The sequence below is a fragment of the Sphingomonas sp. IW22 genome, from assembly GCF_041321155.1.
Taxonomy (GTDB): domain Bacteria; phylum Pseudomonadota; class Alphaproteobacteria; order Sphingomonadales; family Sphingomonadaceae; genus Sphingomonas.
Genome location: NZ_JBGGWB010000001.1, coordinates 1,046,947 through 1,062,442, shown reverse-complemented (window position 1 = coordinate 1,062,442; position 15,496 = coordinate 1,046,947). Strand labels below are relative to the sequence as shown.

Annotated in this window: 13 protein-coding genes; 4 read left to right on the top strand and 9 right to left on the bottom strand. The window is 65.6% G+C overall.

Translation table 11 applies throughout. The features are described from left to right. Positions 1-8 precede the first annotated feature (8 nt). On the bottom strand, positions 9-284 hold the full coding sequence (locus ACAX61_RS05345; protein WP_370713760.1) for an acyl carrier protein: 276 nt from the start codon (positions 282-284) through the stop codon (positions 9-11). 172 nt (positions 285-456) lie between these two features. On the opposite strand from ACAX61_RS05345, the gene ACAX61_RS05340 reads away from it, so the two are divergent. The 4 genes from ACAX61_RS05340 to ACAX61_RS05325 all read left to right on the top strand — a co-directional run bounded on the left by ACAX61_RS05340 (position 457) and on the right by ACAX61_RS05325 (position 5,150). After that, positions 457-1,971, top strand: a complete 1,515-nt coding sequence (locus ACAX61_RS05340; RefSeq protein WP_370713759.1) for an acyl-CoA ligase (AMP-forming), exosortase A system-associated — start codon at positions 457-459, stop codon at positions 1,969-1,971. After that, on the top strand, positions 1,968-3,191 hold the full coding sequence (locus ACAX61_RS05335) for a pyridoxal-dependent decarboxylase, exosortase A system-associated (protein WP_370713758.1): 1,224 nt from the start codon (positions 1,968-1,970) through the stop codon (positions 3,189-3,191). Before ACAX61_RS05340 ends, ACAX61_RS05335 begins: the two co-directional genes overlap by 4 nt. Positions 3,192-3,290: 99 nt before the next feature. After that, positions 3,291-4,361, top strand: coding sequence for a recombinase RecA (gene recA, locus ACAX61_RS05330; RefSeq protein WP_370713757.1), 1,071 nt, complete (start codon positions 3,291-3,293; stop codon positions 4,359-4,361). Positions 4,362-4,526: 165 nt separating this feature from the next. Then, positions 4,527-5,150: a YoaK family protein gene (locus ACAX61_RS05325; protein ID WP_370713756.1), complete on the top strand. Its 624-nt coding sequence runs from the start codon at positions 4,527-4,529 to the stop codon at positions 5,148-5,150. 74 nt (positions 5,151-5,224) lie between these two features. On the opposite strand, the gene lpdA is transcribed toward ACAX61_RS05325, so the two are convergent. The 8 genes from lpdA to ACAX61_RS05285 form a co-directional block, all read right to left on the bottom strand. Further along, positions 5,225-6,616: a dihydrolipoyl dehydrogenase gene (gene lpdA / locus ACAX61_RS05320; protein WP_370713755.1), complete on the bottom strand. Its 1,392-nt coding sequence runs from the start codon at positions 6,614-6,616 to the stop codon at positions 5,225-5,227. 43 nt (positions 6,617-6,659) lie between these two features. Continuing rightward, positions 6,660-7,913, bottom strand: coding sequence for a 2-oxoglutarate dehydrogenase complex dihydrolipoyllysine-residue succinyltransferase (gene odhB / locus ACAX61_RS05315; protein WP_370713754.1), 1,254 nt, complete (start codon positions 7,911-7,913; stop codon positions 6,660-6,662). 26 nt (positions 7,914-7,939) lie between these two features. Then, positions 7,940-10,909, bottom strand: a complete 2,970-nt coding sequence (locus ACAX61_RS05310; RefSeq protein ID WP_370713753.1) for a 2-oxoglutarate dehydrogenase E1 component — start codon at positions 10,907-10,909, stop codon at positions 7,940-7,942. A gap of 101 nt (positions 10,910-11,010) precedes the next feature. Beyond that, positions 11,011-11,895 carry a succinate--CoA ligase subunit alpha gene (gene sucD / locus ACAX61_RS05305; protein WP_370713752.1) on the bottom strand — a complete coding sequence of 295 codons (885 nt, stop codon included), beginning with the start codon at positions 11,893-11,895 and terminating at the stop codon, positions 11,011-11,013. A 78-nt stretch (positions 11,896-11,973) separates the two neighbouring features. Next, complete coding sequence (gene mdh / locus ACAX61_RS05300) at positions 11,974-12,936, bottom strand: malate dehydrogenase (protein ID WP_370713751.1); 963 nt, start codon at positions 12,934-12,936, stop codon at positions 11,974-11,976. Between the two features lie 141 nt (positions 12,937-13,077). Continuing rightward, on the bottom strand, positions 13,078-13,896 hold the full coding sequence (locus ACAX61_RS05295) for a shikimate 5-dehydrogenase (protein WP_370713750.1): 819 nt from the start codon (positions 13,894-13,896) through the stop codon (positions 13,078-13,080). Then, positions 13,893-15,008: a cell division protein ZapE gene (zapE, locus tag ACAX61_RS05290; RefSeq protein WP_370713749.1), complete on the bottom strand. Its 1,116-nt coding sequence runs from the start codon at positions 15,006-15,008 to the stop codon at positions 13,893-13,895. Before zapE ends, ACAX61_RS05295 begins: the two co-directional genes overlap by 4 nt. Then, positions 15,005-15,463 carry a PaaI family thioesterase gene (locus tag ACAX61_RS05285; RefSeq protein ID WP_370713748.1) on the bottom strand — a complete coding sequence of 153 codons (459 nt, stop codon included), beginning with the start codon at positions 15,461-15,463 and terminating at the stop codon, positions 15,005-15,007. Before ACAX61_RS05285 ends, zapE begins: the two co-directional genes overlap by 4 nt. Positions 15,464-15,496 lie beyond the last annotated feature (33 nt).

Sequence of the window (15,496 nt, the reverse complement as noted above, 5' to 3'; positions counted from 1 at the left end):
TTCGTCGATCAGACGGCTTCAACCTTGGCCACGGAAAAGCGGGTCAGTGTGCCAAAGCTTTCCAGCGTTTCGCCGTCAATGTCATCGTCGTCGATGACGATGCCAAGCCGGTCTTCCAGTTCGGTCAACAGCCCTGCGACCGCCATCGAATCGAGCTCGGGCAGCGCGCCGAACAGCGGCGTATTCGCATCGAACGCCGCGACGCGGTCCTCTGACAGGGCCAGCACGTCGCGAAGCACGGCGCGCACCGTCGCCTCGACTTCGGCATGTTGCTCGGAAATCATCAATTACTCCGTGGAAACCCGCTTTTCGCCGCGCCTAGCCGCCACGCACGCAGCGGACAAGGGCAACACCCATATCCAACGGCGGCGTGCCGAAATGGGTGCAAGCGCGACACCGGGTGCGCCGTGACCGGGTCATCGAACTATTCGGCGCGGCGGGTTATGGACGGGCACGATGAGCATTGCGTTGAATCCCGAACCGCGCCCGGTCGACCATCTGCCGCTGATGGGCGCCCCCGATGCGCCCGCGCTGCACGACCGTGCCGGAACATGGTGCTTTGCCGAGCTTGAGCGCGCGGTCGGTGCGGCGGCGGCATGGTTGCGCGCGCAGGGCCTGAACCCCGGCGACCGGGTAGCAAGCTGGCTGGCCAAGACGCGGGCGGCGTGCGTCCTGCCGCTGGCGGCGGCGCGGGCGGGGCTGGTGCATGTGCCGGTCAATCCGCTGCTGAAACGCGCGCAGGTGGCGCATATCCTGTCGGACAGCGGCGCGCGGCTGCTGATCGCCGGTGCAGCGCGGCTGTCGACGTTGGAGACGAGTGACGTGCCCGGCGATGCCCGCACGGTCGATGAAGCGCAGCTGCCGTTGGCGGGCGAAGGGCTGGCGCCGTCGAACGCGGACGCCGCTTCGCTGGCGGCGATCCTGTACACTTCGGGGTCGACCGGGCGGCCCAAGGGCGTGATGCTGAGCCACGCCAATCTGTGGCTCGGCGCGATCAGCGTTGCCCATTATCTGGACGTGACGCGCGCCGACCGGGTGCTGGCGGTGCTGCCGCTGAGTTTCGATTATGGGCAAAACCAGTTGTTTTCGACGTGGGCGGCGGGAGCCAGCGTCGTGCCGCTCGATTACCTGACCGCGCGCGACGTGGTGAAGGCGGTCGAGCGGTTCGACGCCACCAGCCTGGCGGGTGTGCCGCCGCTGTGGGTGCAATTGCTCGACAGCGACTGGCCGGTCGAGGTGGCGGCGCGGCTGAAGCGGCTGACCAATTCGGGCGGCGCGCTGACGCCGCGCATGGTGCGCGCGCTGCGGGAGCTTTTCCCGGCGGCGCGGCTGTTCCCCATGTATGGCCTGACCGAGGCGTTTCGTTCGACCTATCTCGACCCCGCTTTGGTCGACGCGCATCCCGACTCGATCGGCCGCGCCATTCCCTTTGCCGAAGTAATGGTGGCGCGCCCCGACGGTACGCGCGCAGCGGCGGGGGAGGCAGGCGAACTGGTCCATGCCGGGCCGCTGGTCGCTCAAGGATATTGGCAGGATGCGGAGCGGACGGCGCTGCGCTTTCGCCCGGCACCCGCATGGGCCGAGCATGGCGGCATGGCGGTATGGTCGGGCGATACGGTGGTCGCGGACGAAGCGGGCCTGCTGCGCTTCGTCGGCCGCGATGACGAGATGATCAAGTCGGCGGGCAACCGCATCAGCCCGACGGAGATCGAGGAAGCGGTGCTGGCCGGTGGTGAAGTGGGGGAGGCGGTGGCGCTGGGTGTGCCCGACCCCCGGCTGGGTCAGGCGATCGTCGTCGTCGCCAGCGCGCGCGGCGAACCCCAGGCGGCGGAGGCGAGCCTGCGCGAACGGTTGAAGCGCGAACTGCCCGGCTTCATGCAGCCGCATCGTTATGAATGGCGCAGCGCCCTGCCGCGCAACGCCAATGGCAAGCTCGACCGATCGGGCGTGAAGGCGGAGATACTGGCATGAAACCGATGGGGCCAATCCCGCCGCACTTCGCAGACGGCGACACGCTGACGATCGCGGGGCACGACGCCGAACACTGGATCGGCGTGGCGGGCGATACGCCGCTGTTCGTCTATGACATGGGCGAAGTGCGCGCACGGCTGGCGCGATTGCGCGCGGCGATGCCGGACCGGCTGGACATCCATTATGCGATCAAGGCCAATCCGCATCCGCAACTGCTGGCCGCCATCGCGCCGCTGGTGGACGGGCTGGACGTGGCGTCGGGCGGCGAACTGGCACGCGCATTGGCGGTGAAGCCCGCGTCGGTCATCAGCTTTGCCGGGCCAGGAAAGCGCGACGACGAACTGACCGCCGCGATCGAGGCCGGGGCAACGCTGAACCTGGAGTCGGAGGGGGAGGCACGGCGCGCGCTGGCGATCGGCGAACGGCTGGGGCTGCGTCCCCGGCTGGCGGTGCGGGTGAATCCGGATTTCGACCTGAAGGGGTCGGGCATGAAGATGGGCGGTCGTTCGTCCCCCTTCGGCATCGACGCGGCGCGGGTGCCCGCGTTGGTGGGCGAGATCGTGGGCGCGGGCGCGGACTGGCGCGGGTTTCACATCTATGCCGGTTCGCAGGCGCTGTCGGCGGCGGCAATCATCGAGACGCAGGCGGCAACCGTTGCGGTGGCGCGGCGGCTGGCCGATGAAGCGGGCGCGGTGCCACCGCTGGTCAATCTGGGCGGCGGGTTCGGCATTCCCTATTTCGCGGGTGACGAGCCGGTCGATATCGAGGCGGTGGGTGCGGCGCTGTCAGAAACGCTCGCCGATGCCGATCCGGGCACGCAATATGCAATCGAACTGGGGCGCTGGATCGTCGGCGAATGCGGTGTCTATCTGACACGCGTGGTCGATGTGAAGGAGAGCCAGGGGGAGCGGTTCGCCATCGTCGATGGCGGGTTGCACCACCAACTCGCCGCCAGCGGTAATTTCGGCACGGTCGTCCGCCGCAATTATCCGGTCGCGATTGCCGGACGGATGACGGGGGAGCCGATGGCGGTGTCGGTCGTGGGCAGCCTTTGCACCCCGCTCGACCGGCTGGGCGACCGGGTAGGCCTGCCCGATCCGCGCGTGGGCGACCTGATCGCGATCTTTCTGGCCGGCGCCTATGGCTTTACCGCCAGCCCCGGCCTGTTCCTGGGCCACCCGCCTGCACGCGAACTGGTGGTCGATACGGCGCAGGTTTAAGCCTCGTCGTTCCCCTCTTGTTCTCATGGTGCAACGGGGTTATATCGGGGGCGGCGCGTTGAACCCGGCGCGCGGTTGCTCTAGCGATGGAAGCGAAGAATGGCAGCTCAGCTCAAGGTGATCGGGAACGATATGGCGACCGCGAACGCAGACCGGCAAAAGGCGTTGGACGCCGCATTGGCCCAGATCGACCGTGCCTTTGGCAAGGGGTCGGCAATGCGGCTCGGCCAGAAGGAAACGATGCAGGTGGAGGCGGTTTCGACCGGCTCGCTGGGACTCGACATCGCGCTTGGCGTCGGCGGCCTGCCGCGCGGGCGCGTGGTCGAGGTGTATGGCCCCGAAAGCTCGGGCAAGACGACGCTGGCGCTGCACTGCATCGCAGAGGCGCAAAAGGCGGGCGGCACCGCAGCCTTTGTCGATGCCGAACACGCGCTCGACCCCGTTTACGCACGCAAGCTGGGCGTCAACATCGACGAATTGATCGTGTCGCAGCCCGATACGGGTGAGCAGGCGCTGGAGATTACCGACACGCTGGTGCGCTCAAACGCGATCGACGTGCTGGTGGTCGATTCGGTCGCAGCCCTTGTTCCGCGCGCCGAGATCGAGGGTGAGATGGGCGACAGCCATGTCGGCCTTCAGGCACGCCTGATGTCGCAGTCGCTTCGCAAGCTGACCGGTTCGATCAGCCGCTCGCGTTGCACGGTGATCTTCATCAACCAGCTGCGCATGAAGATCGGCGTGATGTACGGCAATCCCGAAACCACGACCGGCGGCAACGCACTGAAATTCTATGCTTCGGTGCGTCTGGACATCCGCCGCACGGGGCAGATCAAGGATCGCGACGAGATCATCGGCAACGCGACCCGCGTGAAGGTGGTCAAGAACAAGGTCGCGCCGCCGTTCAAGCAGGTCGAATTTGACATCATGTATGGCGAAGGCATTTCGAAGATTGGTGAGATCCTCGACCTCGGCGTCAAGGCGGGGCTGGTGGAAAAGGCGGGCGCCTGGTTCAGCTACGACAGCGTGCGGATCGGGCAGGGGCGTGAAAACGCCAAGACCTTCCTGCGCGAAAATAACGAACTGCGTGAGCGTCTGGAAGCCGCGATCCGTGCCCGCACGGCAGAGGTTTCGGAAGAGATGATGGTGGGCGCCGGTCCTGAGGACGAGTGACGCTCGTCCTGCTGTCGACCGATGACAGCGGCGACATATGAATCGAAATGATGCCCGGCCGATGGAAAATATCGGCCGGGCATCGTCGTTTCCGGCCCTGTGGGGTTCAGCTTCGGCGCCTTAGGCCCTAGATCATCGGTCATGCGCCGCACATCATCGCCGCTTTTGCTCGCCGCCCTCGTCCTTGCCGCGCTGGCGGGATTTGTCGATGCCTATGCCTTTGTCCGGCTGGGCGGGTTCTTCGTCTCCTTCATGAGCGGAAATACGACGCAAGGTGCCGCTGCGCTGGGCACTGGCGACTGGAACACCGCGCGCATTGCGCTGACGCTGGTCATGGCGTTCGTGGCGGGCGTCATGCTGGCAGCGATTGTCGCGCGTGCCGTCACCGCGCGCGCGATGGCTGCGGTGATGGCGCTGGCGACGCTGTTGCTGGGGGCCGGGGCGGTCAGCACACTCCTGTCGCCCGCCATGGTCCTGCCGCTGCTGGCCGGCGCAATGGGCGCGATCAACGGCGTGTTCACCCGCGATGGAGAGGTGACCATCGGCATCACCTATTTCACCGGCAATCTCGTCCGAATGGGACAGAGCCTCGCCGCCGCGCTGATGGGTGAGGGCGGGGGCTGGGTGGCGCTGCGCTATCTGCTGCTGTGGCTGGCCTTTGTCGGCGGAGCGATGGGCGGAGCGACTGCCGAACATGCGATTGGCGACCAGGCGCTGTGGTATGCGGCGCTGGCATCGGGCTGGATGACCCTGCTGCTGGCGCGGCCTGCGCCTGCCCGCGCCGCCTGAGCCAGTACGCCACGAAAAAGGGCCGCTGTCGATTTGCGACAGCGGCCCTTTTCAAACGATCCTGATCCCGTGTGTCAGATGTGGATCGGCTTGCCCGTCACCGCCATGGCGGCTTCCTTGATCGCTTCCGAATGGGTCGGATGCGCGTGGCAGGTATAAGCGATGTCCTCGCTCGTCGCGCCGAATTCCATTGCCTGCGTGGCCTGCGCGATCATCGTCCCCGCGACCGAGGTGATGATCCACACGCCCAGCACGCGGTCGGTCTTGGCGTCGGAAATGACCTTCACGAAACCGTCGGGTTCGTGGTTGGTCTTGGCGCGGCTGTTGCCGGCCATCGGGAACTTGCCGACCTTGACCTCGCCCTTTTCGCGCGCGGCTTCTTCGGTCAGGCCGACGCCGGCGATTTCGGGCAGCGTGTAGACGACCGACGGGATCAGGTCGTGGTTCACGATGCCGGTCTGGCCCGCGATGTTCTCAGCCACGGCAATGCCTTCATCTTCGGCCTTGTGGGCGAGCATCGGGCCGGGGACGACGTCGCCGATCGCCCAGATGCCGTCGACCTTGGTCGCGAAATCATGGTCGATCTCGATCTGACCGCGCTGGTTGACCGACAGGCCCGCCGCTTCGAGGTTCAGGCCGTCGGTGTTCGGACGCCGACCGATGGCGACCAGGACGTTGTCCGCCTCGATCGTCTCGGCCTCGCCGCCCTTGGCGGGTTCGACGGTGACGGTGGCCTTGTCGCCATTCAGCGCGACACCGGTCACCTTGGTGCCGGTCTTGAACTCGATGCCCTGCTTCTTGAACAGCTTGAGCGATTCTTTGCGGACATCGCCGTCGAAGCCGGGGAGGATCTGGTCGAGGTACTCGACGACCGTCACCTTGGCGCCCAGACGGCGCCAAACGCTGCCCAGCTCAAGCCCGATCACGCCGCCGCCGATGACGACGAGATGACCCGGCACCTTGGGCAGTTCCAGCGCCCCGGTCGAATCGACGACGACCCTCTGGTCGACCTCGACGCCCGGCAGGGGCGTGACCGACGAGCCGGTCGCGATGACGATGTCGCGCGCGGTGACGGTGCGGTCGCCGACCTTGACCGTGGTCGAATCCTGGAAGCTGGCGCGGCCCTTCAGCCATTCCACCTTGTTCTTCTTGAACAGATATTCGATGCCCCCGGTCAGCCCCTTCACCGCGTCGAGCCGCTGTGCGTGCATCGTGTCGAGGTCGAGTTCGGGCGTTACCTTGATGCCCATCTTGGCCATCGCGCCATTGGCGGCCGCGTCGAAATATTCGGACGCGTGCAGCATCGCCTTTGACGGGATGCACCCGACATTGAGGCAGGTGCCGCCCAGCGTTTCGCGCGATTCGGCGCACGCGACGCGCAGGCCCAGCTGGGCCGCGCGGATCGCAGCGACATAGCCGCCGGGGCCGGCGCCGATCACCAGAACGTCGAAGTCGTATTCAGCCATTTCCATTCTCCGTCGCGCCGGGTGTCCGGTGCCGCACGTTAACTCAAAGGTCGATCAGCAGGCGCGTCGGATCCTCGATCGCGTTCTTCAGCGCAACGAGGAAGGTCACGGCTTCGCGACCGTCGATGATGCGGTGATCATAGCTGAGCGCCAGATACATCATCGGGCGCACCACGACCTGACCGTCGCGAACGACGGGGCGTTCCTCGATCCGGTGCAGACCCAGCACCGCCGACTGGGGCGGGTTGATGATCGGGGTCGACATCAGCGAACCGAACACGCCGCCGTTGGAGATGGTGAAGGTGCCGCCCTTCATCTCGTCCATCTTCAGGCTGCCGTCCTTGGCGCGCTTGCCGAAATCGCCGATCGTCTTTTCGATCTGGGCGACCGTCATGCTTTCGGCATTGCGGATGACCGGGACGACCAGACCCTGCGGCGCCGACACGGCGACCGAGACGTCGGCATAATCGTGATAGACGATCTCATCGCCCTGGATCTGGGCGTTGACCGACGGGATGTCGCGCAGCGCCTGGCATGCGGCCTTCACGAAGAAACCCATGAAGCCCAGGCGGACGCCGTGCTTCTTCTCGAACAGGTCCTTGTACTTGGCGCGTGCCTCGATGACGGCGGTCATGTCGACATCGTTGAAGGTGGTGAGCAGCGCCGCGGTGTCCTGCGCTTCCTTCAGCCGCTTGGCGATCGTCTGGCGCAGGCGCGTCATGCGGACGCGCTCTTCGCGGCGATTGTCACCCGCGGGCGCCGAGGCCGAGGCGGCGGGCGCCGGAGCGGCGGGGGCGGGCGCGCTCGACTTGCTGGACGCGGCAGCGACCACGTCTTCCTTGGTGATGCGGCCGTCCTTGCCGGTGCCCTTGATCGTCGCGGGGTCGAGGCCGTGTTCCAGAATGGCGCGGCGGACCGAAGGCGACAGCGCGGCTGCCTCGACATTGTCGCCAGAGGCGGGCGCCTGCTGACCGGCTTCGGCCGGGGCGGGGGCGGGGGTGGGCGTCGGAGCAGCGTCCTGCTTGGGCGCTTCGGCCTTGGGTGCGGCGGCGGCGCCGTCGCCCGCGTCAATCGTGCCGATCATCGCGCCGACATTGACGGTGTCGCCCGGCTGCACGCCGTGCTGACCCATGATGCCGGCAGCGGGCGCGGGCACTTCGACCGACACCTTGTCGGTTTCGAGGCTGGCGACAGGCTCATCCGCTTCGACGCGGTCGCCCGGCTGCTTGAGCCATTCGCCCAGCGTCGCTTCGGTGATCGATTCGCCCAGCGTGGGGACGAGGATTTCGGTGGCCATGGTTTTCGTCCTTCTTCAGGCTTCGATCACGACGCGGCCTTGCCGGTCGCACTGTTGTCGGTCTGGCGCGTGCGGCGAATCTCTTCGCGCACATTGTGGCCGAGCGCGTCGGCAATCAACGCGCCCTGTTCGGCCTGGTGCCGCTTCATCAGGCCGGTTGCGGGCGATGCAGATGCGCCGCGGCCGGCATAGCGAGCGCGCTTGACGGCCGAATTGGCGGCGGCAAGCGACTGTTCGATCTCCGGTTCGACGAAGAACCACGAACCGTTGTTCTTCGGCTCTTCCTGTGCCCAGACCACGTCTTCCAGCTTGGGCATCCGCGCCAGGCGGACGGCAAGCGGATCGCCGGGGAAGGGATAGAGCTGTTCGATGCGGATGATCTGCGTTTCGGTATCGCCCGCGGCATCGCGCGCTTCGATCAGGTCATAGGCGACCTTGCCCGAACACAGCACGACGCGCTTCGTGTCGGCATCGGCGGCGCCATTGGGGTCCGACAGGATCCGCATGAAGTGGCTGTTGCCGACGAAATCCTCCGTCTTCGACACCGCCATCTTGTGCCGCAGCAGCGACTTGGGCGTGAACACGACCAGAGGCTTGCGGAAATTGCGGTGCATCTGGCGGCGCAGCAGGTGGAAGTAGTTGGCGGGCGTGGTGCAGTTCGCGACCTGCATATTGTCCTGCGCGCACAGCTGCAGGAAGCGTTCCAGACGCGCGGAGGAGTGTTCCGGACCCTGACCCTCGTAACCATGGGGCAGCAGCATCACTAGACCGTTGGCGCGCAGCCACTTGGCTTCGCCTGACGCGATGAACTGATCGATCATGATCTGCGCGCCGTTCGCGAAGTCGCCGAACTGCGCTTCCCACAGCACCAGCGTCTTGGGATCGGCCAGCGCAAAGCCATATTCGAAGCCCAGCACGCCATATTCGGACAGCGGGCTGTCCAGCACCTCGAACCGGCCGTGCCGGATTTCCTGGAGCGGGACGTAGCGGCGCTCGTCATTCTGGTCGACCCAGACGGCATGACGCTGGCTGAAGGTGCCGCGACCTGAGTCCTGACCGGACAGGCGGACGCCATAACCCTCGGACAGGAGCGAGCCGAACGCCAGCGCCTCACCCGTGGCCCAGTCGAAGCCGGTGCCCGAACGGAACATTTCCGCCTTGGCATCCAGCACGCGGCCCAGCGTCTTGTGCAGTTCGAACCCTTCGGGCCGTTCGGTCAGGGTGCGGCCCAGCGAATCGAACAGCTTCTGTTCGATGCCGGTTTCCACGCCGCGACGCGCGGTTTCGGCGTCGACAGGGGCGTGCAGGCCCGACCAGCGACCGGCGAACCAGTCGGCCTTGTTGGGCTTGTAACCCTTGGCTGCTTCGAACGCTTCTTCCAGCGTCTGGGTAATTTCGGCGGTCTTGGTCTTGACGAATTCGCCGTCGACCACGCCTTCCGAAGTCAGGCGCTGGTTATAGACTTCGCTGACCGGCGGATGCTGGCGGATCGCCTTGTACATCAGCGGCTGGGTGAAACCGGGCTCGTCGCCCTCGTTGTGGCCGAAGCGGCGATAGCACCACATGTCGATCACGACGTCGCGCTTGAACGTCTGGCGGAATTCGGTCGCGACCTTGCAGGCAAAGGTCACGGCTTCGGGATCGTCGCCGTTGACGTGCAGGATCGGCGCCTGAACGCCCTTTGCCACATCCGACGGATAGGGCGAGGAGCGCGCAAATTGCGGGCTGGTGGTGAAGCCGATCTGGTTGTTGATGACGAAGTGGATGCAGCCGCCGGTATTGTATCCACGGATGCCGGAGAAGCCGAGGCATTCCCAGACGATGCCCTGACCGGCAAAGGCTGCGTCGCCGTGGATCAGCACGGGTAGCGCCTGCTCATGCTTATCCAGATCCTGGCGGAAGGTCTGCTGCGCGCGCACCTTGCCCAGAACGACGGGATTCACCGCTTCCAGATGGCTGGGGTTGGCGACCAGCGACATGTGGACGTTGATGCCGTCGAACTCACGGTCGGTCGAGGTGCCGAGGTGATACTTCACGTCGCCCGAACCGCCGATTTCATCCGGGTTGGCCGAACCGCCGGCGAATTCGTGAAAGATGACCTGGAACGGCTTGCCCATGACGTTGGCGAGCACGTTCAGGCGACCGCGATGGGCCATCCCATAGACGATCTCGCGCACGCCCATCTGGCCGCCATATTTGATGACGGCTTCGAGCGCGGGGATCATCGCTTCGCCGCCATCAAGGCCGAAGCGCTTGGTGCCGACATATTTACGGCCCAGGAACTTTTCCCACTGCTCGGCCTCGATAACCTTGGACAGGATCGCCTTCTTGCCCTCGGTGCTGAATTCGATCGCCTTGTCCTGACCCTCCATGCGTTCCTGCAGGAAGCGACGCTCTTCGACATCGGCGATGTGCATATATTCAAGGCCGACATTGCCGCAGTAATTCTTGCGCAGCGTGTCGACGACCTGACGAATGGTCGCGGTCTGGAAGCCCAAGGCGCCGCCCAGATAGACGGGGCGGTCGATCTCACTGTCTGAAAAGCCGTGATATTCGGTCTTCAGATCTTCGGGCATCTCACGCTTGGACAGGCCCAGCGGGTCGAGATTGGCGGCCAGATGCCCGCGCACGCGATAGGTGCGGATCAGCATCATGGCGCGGATCGAATCCTGCGCCGCGCGCTGGATGTCGGCAGTGGAAGCCGCAGGGGCGGGTGCCTTGGGTGCCGGGTCGCCCTTGCCGCCCTTGGCGGGCTTCGGCGCCGGTTCCATCTGGGTGGGGTCGAGCGCGGCGGTCAGTGCGTCGGTGTCCTTGAGCGGCCAGTTGGCGCGCGCCCAGCTGGGGCCGGTCACGACATTCTCAAGCCCTTCGAAAAAGGCGCGCCAGCCGGGTTCGATCGCACCGGGATCGGCCTGGTAGCGGGCATAGAGCGTATCGACGAACGCGGGGCTGACGCCACCGGCGATATCGGAGAAATCCTGACCTTCGTAACCCATCGCGCACCTCATCCCCGCACATGTCGCCGGGGCTGTTCAAGCGGCCCGCACGTTCGCGTGGCCGATTGCCACCCCCGGATGTCGGGGGTGGCGAAAAAGGATCAACCCTTCAGCACTTCGACCAGCGTCTCACCCAGCAGGCTGGGCGAGGGGCTGACACGGATGCCGGCTTCTTCCATCGCGGCGATCTTGTCCTCGGCGCCGCCCTGGCCGCCCGACACGATCGCACCGGCATGGCCCATGCGACGGCCCGGAGGCGCCGTGCGGCCCGCGATGAAGCCGACCATCGGCTTCTTGCGGCCACGCTTGGCTTCGTCCTTCAGGAACTGGGCGGCTTCTTCTTCGGCCGAGCCGCCGATTTCACCGATCATGATGATCGATTCGGTCGCGTCGTCGGCCAGGAACAGTTCCAGCACGTCGATGAAGTTGGTGCCGTTGACGGGGTCGCCGCCGATGCCGACGGCCGTGGTCTGGCCCAGGCCAGCATTGGTGGTCTGGAACACCGCCTCATAGGTCAGCGTGCCCGAACGCGACACGACGCCCACCGTGCCCTTGGAAAAGATCGAGCCGGGCATGATGCCGATCTTGCACTCGCCAGGCGTCAGAACGCCGGGGCAGTTCGGGCCGATCAGGCGCGACTTCGAACCCGACAGGGCGCGCTTGACCTTGACCATGTCGAGCACGGGGATGCCTTCGGTGATCGCGACGATCAGCGGCACTTGGGCGTCGATCGCCTCAAGGATCGAATCGGCGGCGAAGGCGGGCGGGACATAGACGACGCTGGCGGTCGCGCCCGTCGTGTCCACCGCTTCGGCAACGGTGTTGAAGACGGGCAGGCCGATATGCGTCGAGCCACCCTTGCTCGGCGTGACGCCGCCGACCATCTGCGTGCCATAGGCAAGCGCCTGTTCGGTATGGAAGGTGCCGGTCGCACCGGTCATGCCCTGGACGATGACCTTGGTGTTCTTGTCGACGAGGATGCTCATCGGTTTTCCCTGAAATTTGCGGCCGGACGGCCCGGATAGAAAGGCGCGACCCCGGCAGGACGCCGGGGCCGGGCGGGATCAGTTAAGCGAGCTGTCGATGCCCTTGCAGGCGACCAGCAGTTCCTTCACCGCGTCGACCGAGGTCTGGAAATTGGCCTTGGCCTCTTCCTTCAGCTCGATTTCGACGATGCGCTCGACGCCATTGGCGCCGATGATGATCGGCACGCCGACATACAGGTCGTCGACGCCGTACTGGCCGGTCAGATGCGCGGCGCAGGGGAGCAGGCGCTTCTTGTCCTTGAGATAGCTCTCGGCCATCGCGATTGCGGAGGTGGCGGGGGCGTAGAAGGCCGAGCCGGTCTTGAGCAGGCCGACAATCTCGCCGCCGCCCGAACGGGTGCGCTGGACGATCGCGTCGATGCGCTCCTGCGTCGACCAGCCCATCTTAATCAGGTCGGGAATGGGGATGCCCGCAACGGTCGAATATTCGACGACGGGAACCATGGTGTCGCCGTGGCCGCCGAGCACGAACGCGGTGACGTCCTCGACCGAGACGTTAAATTCTTCGGCCAGGAAATGACGGAAGCGCGCCGAGTCGAGTACGCCGGCCATGCCGACGACCTTGTTGTGCGGCAGCCCCGAAAATTCGCGCAGCGCCCAGACCATCGCGTCCAGCGGGTTGGTGATGCAGATGACGAACGCGTCGGGGGCGTGCGCGGCAATGCCCTCACCAACGGCCTTCATCACCTTGAGGTTGATGCCGAGCAGGTCGTCGCGGCTCATGCCGGGCTTGCGCGGCACACCGGCGGTGACGATCACCACATCGGCGCCGGCAATGTCCTCATAGCTGTTCGCGCCCTTGAGGCTGGCGTCGAAACCCTCGACCGGGCCCGACTGGGCGAGGTCCAGTGCCTTGCCCTGGGGCATGCCCTCGGCGATGTCGAACAGGACGATGTCGCCCAGTTCCTTCATTGCGGCCAGATGGGCGAGCGTGCCGCCGATCATGCCAGCGCCGATGAGCGCGATCTTCTTGCGAGCCATGGATCCTCCCTAGACGGATGCCGGGCGGGCACGCGGCAAGGCGCCCCGCGAAACGCAGGCGACTTAAGCCTTTTGCGAAGGGCGGGCAACCGCCAATCAACAGGGTCGATCAATTATCTTTGCGAATGTTTCGCAAGTGCATTAAGGCGCGAGCGCGACCTGCGCCGCCGTCTTCACGGCTTCGTCATCGGGCTGCACGCCGGTATAGAGCACGAATTGCTCGCGCCCTTGCAGTACCAATACCTCATCGCCGGTAATGATCCGCCGACCCGCCGCGCGTGCGGCGCGGATCAGCGGCGTTTCGGTGGGAATGGCCACGACATCGAACACGATCGCTGCATGTTCGATGGCCTTCATGGGGAAGGACAGGGCTTCCGCCTCTGCCCCGCCGGCCATGCCGATGGGCGTGGCGTTTATGATCATGCCGCCGTCCCCCGGTGTTTCGGCAGCATGGGCCAGCCCCAGGCGGTCTGCCAGCGCCGCCCGCTTGTCGGCATTGCGCGCCACGATCGTGCCGTTGGTGTAGCCGTAATCGACCAGCGCAGACGCCACCGCCTTTGCCATGCCGCCCGCGCCCGCCAGCGCCCATCGGATATCCGTCGGCACCTCATGCCGGCGCATCAGCGCGACGACCGCAAGATAGTCGGTATTATAGCCGGTCAGATGGCCGTCATCATTGACGATGGTATTGACCGCGCCGATCGAGTCTGCCGACGGGTCGAGCGCGTCGATCAGGGGAATGACCGCTTCCTTGAACGGCATGGAAATTGCGCAGCCGCGAATGCCGAGCGCCCGGATGCCGCGCACCGCCCCCTCGATATCCTGGGTGGTGAACGCCTTGTAGACGAAGTCGAGGCCCAGCGTCTCATACAGGTGGTTCTGGAACCGGGTGCCGAAATTGCCGGGCCGGCCCGACAGCGACATGCACAATTTGGTGTCGCGATTGATGCGCGCGGTCATTCCTGTTCCCCTTCGCCATGTCCCAGCGCCAGATAGTCGTCGGAGCGCATTTCATTGAGGCGGCTGACGGTGCGCTCGAATTCGAACGCGCCATCGCCCTTCTCATACAGGGTTTCGGGCGTTGCGTCGGCGGCGGCCAGCAGCTTGACCTTATGTTCGTACAGCGCGTCGATCAGCGTGACAAAGCGTGCGGCTTCGTTGCGGTTGTCGGGGCCGAGCTTGGGAATGCCGACGATGATGACGGTGTGGAAACGGCGCGCGACGGCCAGATAATCGGCGCTGCCGCGTGCTTCGCCGCACAGCCGCTTGAAGCTGAACACCGCCACGCCCTTCAGGCATTTGGGGACATGCAGCGCGCGCCCGCCGACATCCATGTCGCAGGAAGGGACGTGCGCGCGGTCCTCGACCGGGTAATCGGTCATCCGGAAAAAGGCGTCGGACAGCTTTGCTGTCGCCTCTGCGCCATTCGGCACCAGCCAGGTTTCCATGCTGCCCAGCCGGTCGCGGCGATAATCGACCGGGCCGTTCAGCGGCATCACGTCCATACGGTCACGGATCGTGTCGATGAACGGCAGAAAATGCTCGCGGTTCAGCCCGTCCTTGTACAGATCTTCCGGCACGCGGTTCGATGTCGCGACCACGGTCAGGCCGTGTTCGAGCATCGCGGTGAACAGCCGCGACAGGATCATCGCATCGGCGGAATTGTTGATCACCATTTCGTCGAACGCCAGCAGACGCGCCTCACCCACCATCGCGGCGGCAACGGGGGGGATGGGATCGCCGCTTTCGTTCTTGCGCTCTTCGCGCAGGCGCTGATGCACCTCCAGCATGAAGGCGTGGAAGTGGACCCGCCGCTTGGCCACGATGGGCACATGATCGTAAAACAGGTCCATCAGCATGGACTTTCCGCGCCCGACGCCGCCCCACATGTAAATGCCGCGCGGCGCATCGGGCGTGCGACCGAACAGGCGAGAGAATAGGCCGCCCCTTGGTGTGTCGGCCAGTTCGCTGGCCAAGGCGTCCAGCCGCACGGCGGCGGCGCGCTGATCGGGATCGGCGCGAAGCTCGCCATTGGCGATCAGTGCGTCGTAAGCGTTCAGAACGTCAGTCATGATTTGCGGCTCCCCGCCTTGCGTGCGGTGGCGGTAAAGCTGGCGCAGACGGTGCCGTCCTGCACGATCAGCCCGCGCACGAAAAACAGGCGCCCGGTTTCGCGCAGCAGCTCGACCTCCGCCTCGATGGGATGGGTTGCGTCGGCTCCGGCGATAAATTGTGCGGACAGGTCGACGGTCGAGGCGCCTGCTTCATCCATGATGCCAAGCGCACGGGCAGCGGCAAAGACGGCGACGTCCATGAAGCCCAGCAGCGCGCCGCCATGGACGTGATCGCGGATATTGGCGTGGATGCGCTGCGGCACCATCCGCACGCGCGCCGCCCGCTCACCCTCTGCACGAACCGACAGCGGCGCCAGAAAGGCGTTGTAGCGGGTGGGATCGGTCAGTTCCCAGCGGTGCCAGCCGGGCAGGTCGGGATCGTCAATGAAGCGAAAAGGCGCAGTGGCTTCCAAGCGGCAATATCCGGGGGTCCGGGCCTGTCGATC